The organism is Modestobacter lapidis (genome assembly GCF_054780755.1).
The window spans coordinates 70,599-86,304 of the sequence record NZ_BAAGVS010000009.1; the positions used below are offsets into that span (position 1 = coordinate 70,599).

The 15,706-nt window shown below is 75.1% G+C and carries 19 protein-coding genes; 3 read left to right on the plus strand and 16 right to left on the minus strand.

What is annotated here, in order from left to right:
• Window positions 1–78: 78 nt before the first annotated feature.
• From ACYVG5_RS11765 to ACYVG5_RS11800, 8 genes are all read right to left on the minus strand, one after another.
• Window positions 79–366, minus strand: coding sequence for a DUF2516 family protein (locus ACYVG5_RS11765; RefSeq protein WP_222049382.1), 288 nt, complete (start codon window positions 364–366; stop codon window positions 79–81).
• 35 nt (window positions 367–401) lie between these two features.
• On the minus strand, window positions 402–1,316 hold the full coding sequence (locus ACYVG5_RS11770) for a hypothetical protein (protein WP_222049381.1): 915 nt from the start codon (window positions 1,314–1,316) through the stop codon (window positions 402–404).
• A complete protein-coding gene (locus ACYVG5_RS11775) occupies window positions 1,313–1,846 on the minus strand; it encodes a helix-turn-helix domain-containing protein (RefSeq protein ID WP_222049380.1) in 534 nt (177 codons plus the stop codon). Before ACYVG5_RS11775 ends, ACYVG5_RS11770 begins: the two co-directional genes overlap by 4 nt.
• Window positions 1,847–1,910: 64 nt before the next feature.
• A complete protein-coding gene (locus ACYVG5_RS11780) occupies window positions 1,911–3,017 on the minus strand; it encodes an asparaginase (RefSeq protein WP_222049379.1) in 1,107 nt (368 codons plus the stop codon).
• A complete protein-coding gene (locus ACYVG5_RS11785) occupies window positions 3,017–3,580 on the minus strand; it encodes an RsiG family protein (RefSeq protein WP_222049378.1) in 564 nt (187 codons plus the stop codon). The genes ACYVG5_RS11780 and ACYVG5_RS11785 overlap by 1 nt, the downstream gene beginning before the upstream one ends.
• Window positions 3,577–4,470 carry a beta-keto acid cleavage family enzyme gene (locus ACYVG5_RS11790; protein WP_222049377.1) on the minus strand — a complete coding sequence of 298 codons (894 nt, stop codon included), beginning with the start codon at window positions 4,468–4,470 and terminating at the stop codon, window positions 3,577–3,579. The genes ACYVG5_RS11785 and ACYVG5_RS11790 overlap by 4 nt, the downstream gene beginning before the upstream one ends.
• Window positions 4,467–5,618 (minus strand): CAF17-like 4Fe-4S cluster assembly/insertion protein YgfZ, encoded by a 1,152-nt coding sequence (gene ygfZ, locus ACYVG5_RS11795; protein ID WP_222049376.1) that lies wholly within the window; start codon window positions 5,616–5,618, stop codon window positions 4,467–4,469. Before ygfZ ends, ACYVG5_RS11790 begins: the two co-directional genes overlap by 4 nt.
• On the minus strand, window positions 5,615–6,088 hold the full coding sequence (locus ACYVG5_RS11800) for a Fur family transcriptional regulator (RefSeq protein WP_222049375.1): 474 nt from the start codon (window positions 6,086–6,088) through the stop codon (window positions 5,615–5,617). The genes ygfZ and ACYVG5_RS11800 overlap by 4 nt, the downstream gene beginning before the upstream one ends.
• Before the next feature lie 38 nt (window positions 6,089–6,126).
• Here ACYVG5_RS11800 and ACYVG5_RS11805 point away from each other — a divergent pair, with 38 nt between their 5' ends.
• The 3 genes from ACYVG5_RS11805 (at window position 6,127) to ACYVG5_RS11815 (ending at window position 9,511) form a co-directional block, all read left to right on the plus strand.
• The gene (locus tag ACYVG5_RS11805; protein WP_222049374.1) at window positions 6,127–6,972 is read left to right on the plus strand and encodes an aminotransferase class IV; all 846 of its coding nucleotides are present in this window, start codon (window positions 6,127–6,129) and stop codon (window positions 6,970–6,972) included.
• Window positions 6,973–7,045: 73 nt separating this feature from the next.
• Window positions 7,046–8,443 carry a Na+/H+ antiporter NhaA gene (gene nhaA, locus ACYVG5_RS11810; protein WP_222049373.1) on the plus strand — a complete coding sequence of 466 codons (1,398 nt, stop codon included), beginning with the start codon at window positions 7,046–7,048 and terminating at the stop codon, window positions 8,441–8,443.
• Between the two features lie 342 nt (window positions 8,444–8,785).
• A complete protein-coding gene (locus ACYVG5_RS11815; protein WP_222049372.1) occupies window positions 8,786–9,511 on the plus strand; it encodes a hypothetical protein in 726 nt (241 codons plus the stop codon).
• A gap of 74 nt (window positions 9,512–9,585) precedes the next feature.
• Here the strand turns inward: ACYVG5_RS11815 and ACYVG5_RS11820 are convergent, their stop codons facing one another.
• The 8 genes from ACYVG5_RS11820 to ACYVG5_RS11855 form a co-directional block, all read right to left on the minus strand.
• On the minus strand, window positions 9,586–11,286 hold the full coding sequence (locus ACYVG5_RS11820; RefSeq protein ID WP_460683206.1) for a DUF885 domain-containing protein: 1,701 nt from the start codon (window positions 11,284–11,286) through the stop codon (window positions 9,586–9,588).
• Window positions 11,287–11,291: 5 nt separating this feature from the next.
• Window positions 11,292–11,864, minus strand: a complete 573-nt coding sequence (locus ACYVG5_RS11825; protein WP_222049371.1) for a heme-binding beta-barrel domain-containing protein — start codon at window positions 11,862–11,864, stop codon at window positions 11,292–11,294.
• A gap of 309 nt (window positions 11,865–12,173) precedes the next feature.
• Window positions 12,174–12,467, minus strand: coding sequence for a DUF1416 domain-containing protein (locus ACYVG5_RS11830; protein ID WP_222049370.1), 294 nt, complete (start codon window positions 12,465–12,467; stop codon window positions 12,174–12,176).
• Window positions 12,468–12,474: 7 nt separating this feature from the next.
• The gene (locus ACYVG5_RS11835; protein WP_222049369.1) at window positions 12,475–13,302 is read right to left on the minus strand and encodes a sulfurtransferase; all 828 of its coding nucleotides are present in this window, start codon (window positions 13,300–13,302) and stop codon (window positions 12,475–12,477) included.
• Between the two features lie 252 nt (window positions 13,303–13,554).
• Window positions 13,555–13,914 (minus strand): thioredoxin family protein, encoded by a 360-nt coding sequence (locus tag ACYVG5_RS11840; RefSeq protein ID WP_460683207.1) that lies wholly within the window; start codon window positions 13,912–13,914, stop codon window positions 13,555–13,557.
• Between the two features lie 41 nt (window positions 13,915–13,955).
• Window positions 13,956–14,645 carry an LmeA family phospholipid-binding protein gene (locus ACYVG5_RS11845; RefSeq protein ID WP_222049368.1) on the minus strand — a complete coding sequence of 230 codons (690 nt, stop codon included), beginning with the start codon at window positions 14,643–14,645 and terminating at the stop codon, window positions 13,956–13,958.
• A 13-nt stretch (window positions 14,646–14,658) separates the two neighbouring features.
• Window positions 14,659–15,480: a hypothetical protein gene (locus ACYVG5_RS11850; protein ID WP_222049367.1), complete on the minus strand. Its 822-nt coding sequence runs from the start codon at window positions 15,478–15,480 to the stop codon at window positions 14,659–14,661.
• Window positions 15,477–15,650: a hypothetical protein gene (locus tag ACYVG5_RS11855; RefSeq protein ID WP_222049366.1), complete on the minus strand. Its 174-nt coding sequence runs from the start codon at window positions 15,648–15,650 to the stop codon at window positions 15,477–15,479. Before ACYVG5_RS11855 ends, ACYVG5_RS11850 begins: the two co-directional genes overlap by 4 nt.
• Window positions 15,651–15,706 lie beyond the last annotated feature (56 nt).

The window sequence follows — 15,706 nt, forward strand, 5'->3', positions numbered from 1 at the left end:
CGAACGGGACCGGACCGGCCGCCCGACCACGAAGGTCGAGCGACCGGTCCGGTCCCGGGACGTGCTGCTAGCCGGCGGTCACCAGCTGTTGTTGCCCCGCTGCAGTCCGCGGACCGCGGGGCGGACGTCGACGAGGTAGACGACCGCGGCGATGACCGCCGGCAGGCCGAAGAAGTCCATCGGCCCGCGCCAGAGCAGCACCAGCGCGGCGATGCCGGTGATCGCCATCCAGCCGGGCTTGGTCAGCTTCCCGGCGGCGACGTAGGACGCGGCCGGGCGGACCAGTGCGTCGACGAACGCCCAGATCGCCAGGGCCAGGACGCCGTAGTAGACGATCCCGAAGACGATGCCGTCGAACGTGAGCATGATCCGAGGCTACCCGGCCGGCGGCCGCTGACCGGTCAGTTCGCGCCGTCGGTCGACGGCGTGCTCTTGGCCGGGATGGCGGTCGGGTCGGGAACGGGGCCCTCGCTGGCGATCAGCGCGCTCGTGGCCGGGACGTCGAGCGGAGTGAGCTCGGAGCCCTCGCTGGCCGCAGCCGCCTTGGGCGCCCGCTTCGCGCGGGGCTTGCGGGCCGTCTTCTCGGCCGTCTTCTCGGCCTTGGCGGCGGTGGCGCGGGCCCGGCGCTTGGTGGCCCGGGCAGCGGCCTCGGTGTCCTCGGCGATGGCCTCGGCGCTCTGGTCGGCGCGCGCCGCCGTCTTCTGCGCCACCGAGGTGACCTTGTCCGACGCGCTGCCGACGGTGTCCCCGACCTCGGCCAGGGCGTCCTCGACGGTCGCGGCGGCGGTGTCGACCGCGGCGTCCACGGTCTGCTCGGTGCGGCCGGCGACCCGCCGGACGACCGGCTGGCGGTACAGCTCCTCGACGACCTTCTCGCCGCGGTCGGCGAACCCGGCCAGGGTGCTGACGGCCTGCGTGCGGGCCGCCCCGACGAAGCCGGCCACGGTGCCGAGCACCGTCTCGGGCCGCACGGTGGCGGCCGCGGAGATGACGGCGGTGCGGGCCTGCTGCGCGGCCTCACCGGCCTGCTCGGCGGCGGTGAGGGCGCGGACGCGCGCCTCCGCGGCGGCCGAGGTGGCTCGTGCCCGGGCCAGCTCAGCGCGGGTGCGGGCCTCCTTGACGGCCAGGTCGGCCTGGACCTGGGCCTCACCGGGCAGGGCCTCGGCGCGGGCGCGGAAGCCCCCGACGACGGTGCGGGCCCGCCCCACGGCGGCGTCGACAGCGATGTCGCCGGCGCCGATGGCGGCCAGCAGGCCCGTGCGGCTCTGCTCGGCCAGGGTCTCGCCGTAGTGCTTCAGGGTGTCGGTGCGGCTCATGCCGGCTCCTCCTCGGAGGGTTTCTCGGGGGACGTGCGGAACGGTGCGGGGGGAGGCGGGGTCGCCGCAGGAGCGGCCTGCGCATCCAGGTCACGGGCGTGCTCGCGGGCGTAGGTCTCGTAGAGCTCCAGCAGCACGGCCTTGTGCCGCTCGGAGAGTGCGGCGTCGGCGCGGAGCGCCGCGACGGTGCCGGCGGTGCCGGCCCGGCGGTCGAGGATGCCGGCCTGCTCGTAGAGCGTCTCGGCCGAGATCTTCAGCCCGCGGGCGATCGAGGCGAGGATCTCCGCCGACGGCTTGCGGAGCCCGCGCTCGACCTGCGACAGGTAGGGGTTGCTCACCCCGGCGTTGCGGGCCAGCTCGCGCAGCGACACCTGGGCGGCGCTGCGCTGGCTGCGGATGAAGTCGCCCACGTGCGAGCTGACCGATCCGGAGACGGTGGTGGCCTCCGCCGCCGCACTGGCGGCAGCGGTGGCCACGGTATCGCGCACCGTGCTCACCTGCTCGCGGACGAACTCGGCCGGCTTCTGCACAGCTCCACGGTAGCCCACCGTGCTAGCTCCTGCAAGCAGGGTGCTAGCGCAGGTGACGCGGCTCTCAGCCGCGCAGCGCGACCGCCGCGCGGATCTCCCCGACCACACCCGCGCCGCCGGCCACCGGGGTGACCGCCCAGCGCTCCAGCGTCCCGCCGGGCACACCCAGCCGCCGCAGCCCGGCGGCCAGCGCCGGCAGCCGCCCCCGGTCGCCGCCGTCGTCCAGTTTCAGCGCGACCGCCCCGGCACCGGGCAGCGCGGCGACGTGCACGCCGTCCGCACCCCCCTTGACCAGCACCCCCTCGACGTCCTGCATCAGGTCGGTGTCGTCCCGGCCGGTGCCGGCGACCAGCCACGGGTGCGCCCGCATCGCGTCGGCCACCCGGCGGCCCGGGGTGCCCGGCCCGGCCTGGACCAGCGACAGCACGCTGCGGGCGAGTCCGGTCAGGGACAGCGCGTGCTGCGGCGCGCCGCACCCGTCGGTGACGACGGCGGACACCGGCTCACCGGCCGCCTCGCCCAGCCGCGCCTCGATCAGCTGCTGCAGCGGGTGGTCACGCGCCAGGTAGCCCCCGGTCGGCCAGCCGGCCGCCACGCACGCCGCGAGCATCGCCGCGTGCTTGCCCGAGCAGTTCATCGCCACCCGTTCCGGCGCCCGCCCGGCGGCCAGCCAGTGCGCGCGGGTGGTCTCGTGCCCGGGCAGCGCGGGCGGGCAGCCGAGGTCGTCGGGGGTCAGCCCCGCGGCGTCGAGCAGGGTGCGGACCAGCTCGACGTGCCCGTCCTCGCCGTTGTGCGACGCGGCGCCGATGGCGAGCTCACGGTCGTTCCGGGGCGACCAGCCGGCGGCCAGCAACGCCGTCGCCTGCACCGGCTTGTTCGACGAGCGCGGCAGCACCGGCCGGACGACGTCCCCGGTGGCGAAGGTCTGCTGCCCGTCGGCGTCCACCACGACCAGGGCTCCGCGGTGGACGGACTCCAGGACGTCGGTACCCAGGCCGGCGCGCCACGCCTCCACCAGGACGGGGTTGTCCGGCCAGGTCCTGAGGGCGGCGGTGGGGGTGGTCAGCCGGCCCCCGTCCAGGGGCCCGCCCCGAGCCTCCGAGCTCAGGTGGCCCCCGTGCAGGGGCCCGCCCCGAGCCTGCGAGGGGTGGGGGGCACGGGGGTCCTTCATCAGTGCCGGGACTCGTCGGCGAGCAGCTGCGCGACGTCGGCCAGCCCGTCACGGTAGCGACGGCCCAGCTCACCGGCGAGGGCGTCCATCACCCGCTGGACGCCCCGTCGCCGCTCGGACAGGCTCCGCTCTCCCTCGCCCAGGGAGCGGGCGGCGCTCTCCAGCTGGTCGTCGGGCAGCGCCTGGACGTCGGAGAGGTCGACGCCCGGAGCCAGCCCGGTGACCCAGCGCTCGAGCTGGTCGGACGCGGTCGGCTGGACGGTCTGGTGCCGGCCCAGCCCGTGCGCCGGGCCGCGGCCCTTCTCCGACAGGATCTCCGGGAGCAGGTCGACCAGCGAGCGGCCGTCGTGCTCGGCCCGCCGCTGCAGCTCGCGGCGGACGATGTCCAGCCGGCCCTGCAGCAGCCGCCGGGTGTAGGAGAGGTTGACCTCGGCCTGCTCGGCCCGGTGGCGCAGGTCGCGGACCTCGGCCATCGACTTGTCCTCGACGCCGTCCAGGAACGAGGGTTCGAGCAGCGCGTCGACGGTGTCGCCGCCGGCGGGGGCGGGGTTCGGGGCGGTCACGGAGCAGCCTCCACGGGAACTCGGGTCGGGTCGGGAGCGGGGTCGCGCGGGTCGGCCGGGATGCCGAGGAGCTGCCGGGCCGCCGTGGTGGAGAGCGGAGGCCGCTGCGCGATCCGGGCGAGGCCGGCCGCCCGGGCCACCAGCTGGGCGTTGTCGCGCACCGGCTCGCCCGGGGCGTAGCTGAGCGTGTCCTGCATGCCGACCCGCAGGTGCCCGCCGGCCGAGAGCGCGGCGAGCATCACCGGCAGGGACGCCCGGCCGACCCCGGTCGCGGCGAACGTCGCTCCCGGCGGCAGCGCGGGCAGGCAGGCGGCCAGGGTCGCCGTCGTCCCCGGCATGCCCCCGGGAACGCCCATCACCAGGTCGACGTGCACCCGCCCACCTGCGGGCGGCCCGTAGCGGTCGAGCAGCCGGGCGAGGGTGGCCAGGTGGCCGAGGTCGAACACCTGGTACGCGGGGACGATGCCGCGCTGCTGCATCCGGGTGTGCAGCTCGACGATCAGCCCCCACGGGTTGGCGAAGATGTCACGGCCGGAGTTGACCGTGCCCAGCGACAGCGAGGCGGCGTCGGCCCCGGCGTCGAGCACCGCCAGCCGGGCGTCGGCCGGGTCGCCCACCGCGCCACCGGTGGACAGCTGCACGACCAGCTCGGTGCTCTCCCGCACGGCGGCGACCACCTCGCGGACGCGCGGCAGGTCGAGGGTCGGGCGGGTGTCGGTGCCGCGGACGTGCAGGTGGATGACGGCCGCGCCCAGCGCCGCGCAGTCCCGGGCGGTCGAGACGACCTCGTCGACCGTCACCGGCAGCGCCGGGACGTCGGCCTTCGCCGACTCGGCCCCCGTGGGGGCGAGCGTGATCAGCGTTCCCGCGCCGCCGCCCGCTCCGCTCACCGGCCGATGGTCGCAGACCGCACGGCTCTGACCCGCTCCCGGGCCGCCGCCTGTGTGTCGTCCAGCTGCGCCGGGGCGTCGTCGGTGTCGACCACCGCGACCGCCTCGCCCACCCGCAGCTCCGCGTCCTGCTTCAGCGACTGCTTGACCAGCGCCAGCGCGATGACGCCCAGCTCGTGGTGCCGCACGGCGGTCCCGACCCGGCCGACCTCGCGGGTGCCCGAGGTGAGCGGCGTGCCGGGCGCCGGCAGCACCTCGCTCATGCCGTCCAGGTGCAGCAGCACCAGCCGGCGCGGCGGGCGCCCGAGGTTGTGCACCCGGGCAACGGTCTCCTGCCCGCGGTAGCAGCCCTTCTCCAGGTGGACGGCGGTCTGCAGCCACTCCACCTCGTTCGGGATGGTGCGGTGGTCGGTGTCCACCCCGGCCCGCGGGCGGCGCGCCTCCACCCGGAGCGCCTCGTAGGCGTCCAGCCCGGCCAGCGAGGCGCCGGCCGCGGTCAGTTCGTCCGCCCGGGCGGCGAGGTCGGTGCGCGGGACCAGCAGGTCGACCGCGTCGGCGGTGCCGTCGCCGAGCGCCGGCATGCGGCGCACCCAGCCACCGCCCGCCAGGGGCACGACGGCGCCCGCCCCCTGGGGCACGGGGATCCCGGCGGCGGTGAGCACCGCGTCGGCGCGCGGCCCGACCAGCGACAGCAGCGCCCAGGCCTCGGTGACCAGGGCCGGCTCCACGCGGAGCATGAACCGCATCCGCTCCAGGAAGGTGACCAGCGCGGCACCGGTGCCCGGCTCGACATCACCCCAGGTGGTGCCGGCCAGCTCGCTGAGCACCACGTGGTGCTCGACGTGCCCGTTCGGCGAGAGGACGAGCGCCTCGGAGCCGGTCGCGTCGCCGAGGGATTCCAGATGCTGGCTGGTGATGCTGTGCAGCCAGCTCAGCCGGTCGGCGCCGGGCACGACCACCACGTCGCGGTCACTGCGGTCGACCAGCCCGGCGCCCTCGGCGAGCCGGCGCTGCTCGGGTAGCGGGTCGCCGTAGTGCGCGGCCACCGGCCCGGTGCCGCCGTCGGGCAGCGAGAGCGCGACCGCGCCGGGGCGGGACAGCAGGGGCGAGCGCAGGTTCGGGTGCCGTGCGGGCTGGGGGGTGGTCATGGCTGCTCCGTTCGGGACTTCTCGGCGCAGGCACGGCAGGTGCCTGACAACGCCACGTGGCCCACGTCCACGGTGAAACCCAGATCGGCGGCCAGGCGTTCCGCCGCCGCGTCGAGCAGCGTCGGGTCGACCGAGCTGATCTGGCCGCATTCCTGGCACACGACGTGCAGGTGGGGGTGCTCGGCGGCGTGGTAGACCGGCGCGCCCTTGCCCAGGTGGGTGTGCCACACCAGGCCGAGCCGCTCGAGCAGTTCGAGGGTGCGGTAGACGGTGGAGGTGTCCGGGGCGGCGCCGTCCGGACCGGCCTCGGCGCGCAGCCGCGCCCCGATCTCCTCCGGGGTGCCGTGCTCGAGGGCCGACACCGCGGCGAGCACCCGCTGCCGCTGCGTGGTCAGCCGCAGCCCGCGTGCCCGCAACTGGGCAGCCAGCGGCGGCGCGTCGGGCTCGTGCGGTGCGGGCTCTCCGGACACGCACCGAGCCTAGAGGCCGGGTACGGCAGGGTGGCCCCGTGACGGGTGAACGGGTGGCGATCTGGCAGTCCGGAGCGGCGCGGACCGTGCCGCCCGCCGACCCGGTGGTCGGCGCCTTCGACCTGGGCCTGGCCCGCGGCGACGGCGTCTTCGAGTCGGTGCTGGTGATCGGGGCGGCGACCCCGCACCTGGGCGCGCACCTGGAGCGGCTGCGCCGCTCGGCCGGCCTGCTTGGCATCACCCACCCCGGGGACGACGCCGTCCGCGCCGTGGTCGCCGCCGTGGTCGCCGGCCGGCCGGCCGGCAGCGAGGCCGCCTGCCGGATCCTCCTCACCCGCGGTCTCGGGAACGGCACGCCGCCCACCCTGCTCGCGCTGCTGGCCGCCGTCCCGGCCGAGACACTGCGGCAGCGCAGCGCGGGTGTCTCGGTCATCAGCCTGCCCCTGGGCATCCCGGCCGACTTCCGGGCGACCGCTCCCTGGCTGCTCGGCGGAGCGAAGACGCTGTCGTACGCGGTCAACATGGCGGCCGGGCGGCACGCGCACGCGGCCGGCGCGGACGACGTCGTCCTCACCTCGCTGGAGGGGCGCGTGCTGGAGGGGCCGACGTCCACCGTGGTGTGGGCCGCCGGCGGCGTGCTGCACACCCCGCCGGTGGAGACCGGCATCCTCGCCGGGACCACGCAGGCCCGGCTGTTCGCCCGGGCCGAGGACGACGGCTGGCCGACGGCGGTGACCCCCGGCACGCTGGCCGACCTGCACGGTGCCGATGCCGTGTGGCTGCTGTCGGGCATCCGCGGGGCCGCGCCGGTCACCGCGCTGGACGGCCGGGCCCGCGGTGACGCCGGGTTCTCCCGGCGGGTGCGGGAACTGCTCAGCCGGTAGCCTCGCCCCCGGTGCGCCGGGAAGTCTGGTCGGCAACTCCTCACCCGACCCCGCACCATTTCGGAGCCGCCACGTGACGTCGCCCACCCGCCTCTTCAGCCGCGGTTCCTACCCCGAGGCCAAGCGCATCACCGCGGTCCTGCGGAAGGAGACCGTCGGCGGCATCCTGCTGATCGCCGGGGCGGTGATCGCCCTCATCTGGGCGAACTCCCCCTGGTCGGCGGCCTACGAGTCGCTGCGGGACACCCGGATCGGCCCGGCGTCGCTGCACCTGGACCTCACGCTGGGCACCTGGGCGGCCGACGGGCTGCTGGCGATCTTCTTCTTCGTGGTCGGGCTCGAGCTCAAGCGCGAATTCGTCGCCGGCGACCTGCGCGAACCCCGGCGGGCGGTCCTGCCGGTGGCCGCCGCGATCGGCGGGATGGTCGTCCCCGCGGTGCTGTTCGTGCTGGTCAACCTGCGCACCGGCGATGGCGCGCTGCGCGGCTGGGCGATCCCGACGGCCACCGACATCGCTTTCGCCCTCGCCATCCTGGCGGTGATCAGCACCCACCTGCCGACCGCGCTGCGCACCTTCCTGCTGACCCTGGCCGTGGTCGACGACCTGCTGGCCATCACGGTCATCGCGATCTTCTACACCTCCGCCCTGGCGGTCGTGCCGCTGCTGCTGGCCATGGTCCCGCTGGCCGTCTTCGGCTTCCTGGTGCAGAAGCGGATCCGGTGGTGGTGGCTGCTCATCCCGCTGGCCGTCCTCACCTGGGTGCTGATGCACGAGTCGGGCGTGCACGCCACCGTCGCCGGCGTGCTGCTGGCCTTCACCGTGCCGGTGGTCCGCAGCCAGGCCGCCGGTGGCCCCGACGCCGGCCCGGGGCTGGCCGAGCACCTCGAGCACCGGATCCGGCCGATCTCCGCCGGGTTCGCCGTCCCGGTGTTCGCGTTCTTCGCCGCCGGGGTCACCATCGGCGGCCTGGACGGCCTGGTGGAGTCGCTGTCGGACCCGGTCGCGATCGGCATCGTCGTGGGCCTGGTGGCGGGCAAGACGATCGGCATCACCGGGGCCACCTGGCTGGTCTCCCGGTTCACCCGCGCCCAGCTCGACGAGTCGCTGGGCTGGCCGGACGTGATCGGCCTCGCCATGCTCGCCGGCATCGGCTTCACCGTGTCGCTGCTGATCGGCGCGCTGGCCTACGGGGAGGGGTCGCTGCGCGACGAGCACGTGAAGGTCGGGGTCCTGGTCGGCACGTTGACCGCCGCGCTGCTGGCCTCGGTCCTGCTGCGGCTGCGGGACCGACGGTACCGCCGGATCGCCGAGGAGGAGACCGTGGACGTCGACGCCGACGGCGTGCCGGACGTCTACCAGACCCAGGACGGCCGCCAGATCCGGACCGTGGAGGCCGATGCCGACCACGACCCGGACCGGAGGGACATCCCGCCGCCCGGGCGCCCCGCGCGTCCGTCCGCCGACAGCTGAGAAAAGGACGTTGCAGAGGCCCTTTCGCCGTCGTACGGTCGTCGTACACGAGAGAGGAGGTGGTCCGAAAGTTGCATACGTTCAGGACTCGTGAGGTGGCTGTCCGCTAGCCGCCGTCCAGATGGGCCGCCCGTTCAGCCGACCTCTTCCGAGCGAGGCTGAGCGACGGCAGATCGCCCGTCCGTCGTACGGCGGCGAGCGAGAACCGGACAGTCACCCGACCCCCGGGCCGCCGACCAATGTCCAGTCGGCCCGCGAGCCGCTCCTCCGCACTGCGGGGTCAGCGCCGCGGAGCAGCCCGGGGGTTGTCCGTCTCCTGGGACGTCCCAGGGAGGTGTGCAGGTGCAGTTCGCCGGGCGGTCCGTGGCGCTCGACACCGCCGCCGGCGACTGGCTCGCCGAGGCGTTGCACCGGGCACCCCTGGACACGGTCGGCTCGCTGGTGCCGGCCGGCTTCGCCGCGATCGCCCGGGTGTTCCACCCCGCCGTCCGCTACGTCGGGGACGAGGACGTCGAGGTCCCGTGGGCCGACGTCGCCGCGGCGAACGGCACGAAGGTCCACCCGCTCATGCAGTGGGGCTCGCTCACCGGGTCGATGGACTACTTCGAGAACGACGACCAGGCGCCCCTGTGGCACGGCGCCCCGGCGCGCGGGCACCTGCCCGTACCGGTCGCCGAACGCCTCGCCCCGGTGCTGGCGCGGCACACCACCACCCCGGACGTCTGCTGGTTCGGTGTCCGGCAGGGCGGCGCCGTGATCGCCGACCATCCCACCCTGAGCCTGGGCGACCGCGACTTCTGGCTGGTCAACGGCTCGATCGGGCTCGCGACGGTGAACTTCGCAGCCGAGCCGTTCGAGCAGAGCGCCAACCTGTGGTGGCCCGCCGACCGCGCCTGGCTGGTGGCGACGGACATCGACCTGGTCACCACCTACGTCGGGGGTACCACCGCCTGCATCGCGGAACTGCTGGCCGACGAGGGGCTCGAGGCCGCCCCGGCCGACCGCCGGCAGAAGGTCACCTGGGACGCCGACCAGGTCAACCCACCCCCGCCCGACGCCCCCGACTAGCAGCCAAAATGGCCATTTTGGCCTCTACCGCGACGCAACGTTCTCGTGAACCGCCAAAATGGCCATTTTGGCGGTCAGAGGCGGGCGAGCTCGGCGGCCAGGTCGTCGAGGCCCAGGCTGCCCTGGCTGAGCGCCGCCATGTGCCAGGCCTTGAGGTCGAAGTCGGCGCCGCGCGCCTGTCGCGCCGCCTCGCGGCCCTGCAGCCAGGCCCGCTCCCCCAGCTTGTAGCTGATCGCCTGCCCGGGCATGCCCAGGTAGCGCACCAGCTCGCTGTCGAGGAAGGCGTCGTCCCGGCCGCAGTACTCACCGAAGAACGCACGGGCCAGGTCGGGGGTCCAGGGCTGCCCGCGGTGCTCGGCCAGCGCTCCGTCGGCATCGGCGGGGATCGGCAGCTGGAGGTGCATGCCGATGTCCACGACCACCCGGACGGCGCGCATCTGCTGGGCATCGAGGTACCCCAGCCGGGCGCCGCGGTCGGGAAGGAAGCCCAGCTCGTCCATCAGCCGCTCGGCGTACAGGGCCCAGCCTTCGACGTTGGCGCCGACCGAGCCCAGCGAGGTCTGGTACGCCGACAGCTCGCCGGAGACGTACGCCCACTGCGCCAGCTGCAGGTGGTGGCCGGGGACGCCCTCGTGGTACCAGGTGGAGACGAGGTCCCACAGCGGGAAGCGCTCCCGGCCCAGCGTGGGCAGCCAGGTGCGGCCGGGCCGGGAGAAGTCCTGCGTGGGCCGGGTGTAGTAGGGGGCCGCGGCGCTGCCGGGCGGAGCGATCATCGCCTCGACCCGACGGATCGGCTCGGCGAGGTCGAAGTGCACGCCGTCCAGGGCGGTCATCGCGTCGTCCATCATCGACTGCAGCCGCTGCCGGACCTGCTCGACGCCCTCGACGGACTCGCCGTGCTCGTTGAGCCAGCGCATGGCCTCCATCGGCGTCGCACCAGGAAGAACCTGCTCGGCGGCGGTGCGCTGCTCCTCGCGGATCCGCAGGTGCTCGCCCCAGCCCCAGGCATAGGCGTCCTCCAGGCCTGACCCGGTGCCCAGGTCGGTGCCGTTCCAGGCCCGGGCGAAGCGGGCGTAGCGCTCCCGGCCGACGGCGTCGGGCGTGCCCGCGGCCCGCGGCGCGTAGCTGTCGCGGAGGAAGTCGCGCACCTCGGCCACGGCGCCGTCGGCGGCGGCCGCGGCGGCGTCCAGCTCGCTGCGCAGCTCGTCGGGGCCGGCAGCCACGACGCCGGCGAAGTACGGGCCGGCCAGCCACTCGCCGAGCTGCCCGACGACGGTGTGCACCTGGCGCGGCGCGGCGAACAACCCGCGGGAGGCACCCTCGGTGAGGGTGGCCAGGTAACCGCGGTAGGCCTCCGGCACCCGGGCCAGCCGGCGGCCGAGCACCGCCCAGTCCTCGGGGGTCCCGGTGGGCATCATCGAGAAGACCTGGCGTACCGAGTGCACCGGGGAGAACAGGTTGGACAGCGCCCGCAGCCCCTCCCCGGCCTCGTGCTGGTCGAGGCTGGCGGTCAGCCGCTCGCGCAGCAACCGTGCGCAGCGCAGCTCCACCGGGTCCGACGCCAGCGCGGGGTCCGCGGCCAGCACCCGGTCCAGCTCGGCGAGCGTGGACCGCTCGAGCGCGGCCTCCGCCGCCAGGCCGGCGGGGCTGAGGTCGGGCAGCTCGTCGCTGGCCGGCCGGGTGCCCAGCTGGGTACCGACGATGGGGTCGAGGTCGCAGACGGCGTCGACGTAGGCGTCGGCCACCTGGCGCGGGGTGCGGGGGCGGTCGGTCACGGGGCTCAGCGGATCCTCTCCAGGCGGGCGGACATGGTCGGCCGCAGCGGCTGGTCGCCGGCGGCCCGGTCGACGGCGTACATCAGCGCGCCCTCGACGATCCCGTACAGCCGGGCGGCGCGGCTGACGTCGGGATGGTCGGGGGTGCGCGCCAGGACGTCGCTGGTGAACTCCCAGCTGGTCGTGGTCCGGGCCTGCCCCACGTAGATCTCCACCAGCCCGTCCGGAGAGCTCACCAGCAGCTCCACGTCGTCGCCGGCCCGTGGACGCAGGAACCCGGACTCGCGCTGGTCGGGCCCCTCGACCCGGCCCTCCGCCGACAGCCGCCAGGTGCGCGACTCGTAGGTCAGGAAGTTCCGGCCGTCGTGGGCGAAGCGCACCCACTGCCCGAACCGGTGGTCACCGTCGGCTCCGGCCGCCTGCCCCTCGCCGTGCCACTCGCCGAGCAGCGGGAGCACCGCGAGCAGCTCGTGCGCGACCTCCGGCCCGACCCGGACGTCGACGGTGTCCTGCACCGGGAGCGCCGTCGGCCCGGACGCCGGACCTTCGGGGAGGCCGGGCGGGGTGGGGGCGCTCATCGGGCGCGCCCCGCCCGCTCGCGGCGGGTGAGCCGCCACGCGGCGGATGCGCACCCGCCGGCGGCCAGTGCGGTGAGGGCGACCAGCACCCAGGCGGAGAACAGACCCATGCCGCCACGGTATCCGCGCCCTCGGGGCCAGGCGGCCGCCGGGCCTGTGCCGCCGTCCCGAACGGCGTGCGCTGGCGCACAGGAACCGGCCGTCGAACCGTGCCTTCGCGCACATCGTTGGCCCGGCACAGGGGGCGGGGCGCCCGGACACGACAGAGCCCGCCTCCCCGGTGGGGAGACGGGCCCGCCACGTGGCGCTTCAGGCGATCGCCAGCGTCGTCTCGTTCAGGCCGACGTCGGCCGCGATCGTGCGCTCGGCGCGGCCCACCGGGGCCAGCGAGCGCAGCGTCCACTTCCCCGGCGCGGCGAAGAACCGGAACTCGCCCTCCGGGCTGGTCACCACCTCGGCGGTGAACTCGTCGGTCTCGTCCAGCAGTCGGACGTAGGCACCGGCGACCGGGTCGCCGTCGTGCCACACCGACCCCTGGATCACCGTCTGGGTGCTCAGGTCGATGCCGTCGAGCACACCGCCCTGCTTGGGGGCTCCGCACATGGTCAGCTCACTTCTCGATCGGGACGCCGACCAGCGAGCCGTACTCGACCCAGCTGCCGTCGTAGTTCTTGACGTCGGACTTGCCGAGCAGCTCGCGCAGCACGAACCAGGTGTGGCTCGAGCGCTCGCCGATCCGGCAGTAGGCGATGGTCGGCTTGCTGGCGTCGAAACCCTGCTCGTCGTAGAGCGCGGCGAGCTGCTCGTCGCTCTTGAAGGTGCCGTCCTCGTTGGCCGCCTTGCTCCACGGGATGTTCTTCGCCGTGGGCACGTGCCCGCCCTTCTGCGCCATCTCCTGCGGCAGGTGCGCCGGGGCGAGGATCTTGCCGGAGAACTCGTCGGGCGAGCGGACGTCGATGAGGTTCTTGCTGCCGATCGAGGCAACGACTTCGTCGCGGAAGGCGCGGATCGACAGGTCGGGCTCGCTGGCCCGGTACTGCGTGGCCGGGCGCGGATGAGCGTCCTTGGACAGCGGACGGCCGTCCAGCTCCCACTTCTTGCGGCCGCCGTCGATCAGCTTGACGTCGCGGTGGCCGTACAGCTTGAAGTACCAGTAGGCGTAGGCGGCGAACCAGTTGTTGTTGCCGCCGTACAGGATCACGGTGTCGTCGTTGCCGATCCCGCGCGAGGACAGCAGCGTCTCGAAGGCCTCGCGGCCGACGAAGTCGCGGCGCAGCGGGTCCTGCAGGTCCTTCTTCCAGTCGAGCTTGACGGCACCCTCGAGGTGGCCGCCGTCGTAGGCGCTGGTGTCCTCGTCGACCTCGACGAAGACGAGGCCGGGGTCGCCGAGGTGTTCCTGGGCCCAGTCGGCAGTGACGAGCACGTCGCTTCGGCTCATGTCTGGTGTTCCTCCATCAGTTGTCCGGGGATGTGCAGGAAAGTGGTGTCGGTGCTCGAGGGGCCGATACCCGCAACGGTCGCCGCACCCCGCGGGGATGGACGGCGAAGACGACCTCGGGACGGCGGGACGGCGCGTTCCGGGACGAACGATCGTCCCCTCAGGAGGTCGGACAGAGGGAGCTGCCGACGCGGCACAGGTCGACTGTGCGGCGCGAGGTCAGCAGGGTGCCCACGGCCGAATCGTAACGGATCACCCGGGTACCCCCGCCCGGCCGCCCACCACGGCATCGACCACGGCGGCCAGCCGGGGCAAGGGAGGCGCGCCGTCGGCCCGCCCCACCACCGCGCCGCTGCGGTCGACGTAGAAGAGCGTGGGGGTGCGCTGCACCCCCAGCGCGCGGACGGCCCCGAGGTGGCTCTCCGCGTCCACGTGCACGTACGCCAGCCCGGGCCGGCTGGTGCGCAGCTGCTGGAGCCGGGCGCGGGTCGCGCGGCACGGTCCGCAGAACGCGGTGGAGAACTGGACCACGGTGAGGTCGGCGTCCCCGGGGCGGACGCCGAGCTCCATCAGGACGGCGAGCGTCCCCGCGTCGTCCGTCGGCTGGGTCACCCTCCTGCCAACCGGGCCACCCCCGGGGGCATTCCGGCCGATCAACCCCCCAGCACGGTGTCGGTCGCCTGGACCGACACCTGCACGCCCTCGCGCTCGGGCTGGACGCCCGTCACCTGCAGGCCGAAGGGCAGCGCCGGGACCGGGTACCGGAAGTCCAGCAGGTCGGCGGCCCGGTCCACCACGAAGTCGGGGACGCCGAGCCCGGCGGCCGCGGCCTGGTCGACGTCGACCACCACCTCCTGGCCGTCCAGCTCGACCGTGCCGGCCGCGGTGAGCGGGACCTCGACGCCCAGCAGCTCGACCGTCCGGGTCAACCGGAGCCCGTCGCCCTCGGCGGCCAGCGTCGTGTCGCCGCCGAGCTGGGCGGCCAGCAGCTCGTAGGAGAGCGTGGCGGTGCCCTCCACCCGCTCGACCGGGATCTCCTCGACCGACCCGGAGAGGACGTCGGAGAGCGGCACGTGCACGCCCCGCAGCGAGACGTGGGCCACCGTGCCGGCGGGCTGCCCGAGCTGCTCGGCGGTGAGGGAGATCCGCACGTCCTCGTAGCGGCCACCGAGCGCCTGGGTGAGGAACGGGAAGCCGGTGATCTCCACCTCCGGCGGTCCGGCCAGCTCACCGCGCTCGGCGATCCGGGTGGCCACCTGGTCCTCCGTGATGTTCTCCGCCACCCGGTCGGCGGCCACCACGAGCCCGACCGTCAGCACGAGCAGGAACAGCAGCACCTTCATCGTCGCGCGCCCGTCAGCCGGCCGCGTAGAGGGTGAGGGCGTAGGCCGCCGGCGCCGCGGCCGTGAGCGGCAGCACCGCCTGGACCACCGGCAGCGCCCAGCTCCGCTGCGCCCGCTCGGCCACCACGTAGGACGCGCCCAGCCCGGTGAGCGCGGCCACCGCGCCCAGCACCGTGCCGGCGGTGACGGCCGCCAGCGCGTCGAACAGGGTGGCCGCCCCGTCGCGGAGCACCGCGACCCCGATGCCGGCCGCGATCCCGAGCACCAGGCCGACCAGGCCGCGGGGCACCCCGTAGGCGATCTGCGGCCGGGGCAGCACGACGTCGACCAGGTGCCCGACGAGCAGGGTCCCGCCGACGACGAGCACGGCGGTGGTCACCGACCGGGGCCCGCCGTCCAGCCGGCCGACGGTGAGCAGCAGGCCCAGGGCGCACACCGCGGAGACCAGCATGACCACCCCGGCCAGCGACGCGACCAGGTACCGGCGGGGCGCCGGGCGGACCATCTGGTGGACCACGGCGGCCAGGAAGACCAGGCCCAGCACGACGACCAGGCCGTCCAGCCGGGCCCGCTCGGGCAGCAGCAGCGCGACGTCGGTGCCGGCCGCCGCCGCCGTTCCGAGAGCCAGGGAGCCGAGGAAGCCCCGGATCCCGGTGGCCACCACCCACGCGGCCACCAGCGCCAGCTGCGCGGCGGCCACCGCCGCCACGAGCCCGGCCTGGCCCCAGACGGCCGGCAACCCGACGAGCACCGCCGTCACGACGACCACCGCGCCGGCGGCGGGCAGGTGGTGGGCGCGCGGGGACAGCTCCCTCGCCAGCACGGCCGCGGTCACCCCCCGATGCTCGCAGAACCCGCGGCCCCGGCCCCGGCAACCGCGCCGACCGCGCCGCGGCCGATCCGCTCGGCCGGCGACGGAACCGTCTTCCAGCGCACGTCGAGCCGGAGCCGGCGGGCGGCGACACCCGGCCGGCGGCCGGCCGGATCCGGGAGGGGCTGGCGCACGTCGGTTATCCTGCCCTCCCACCTCGACAGCGTCGTCGACGGCCTCGTGAGGAGAC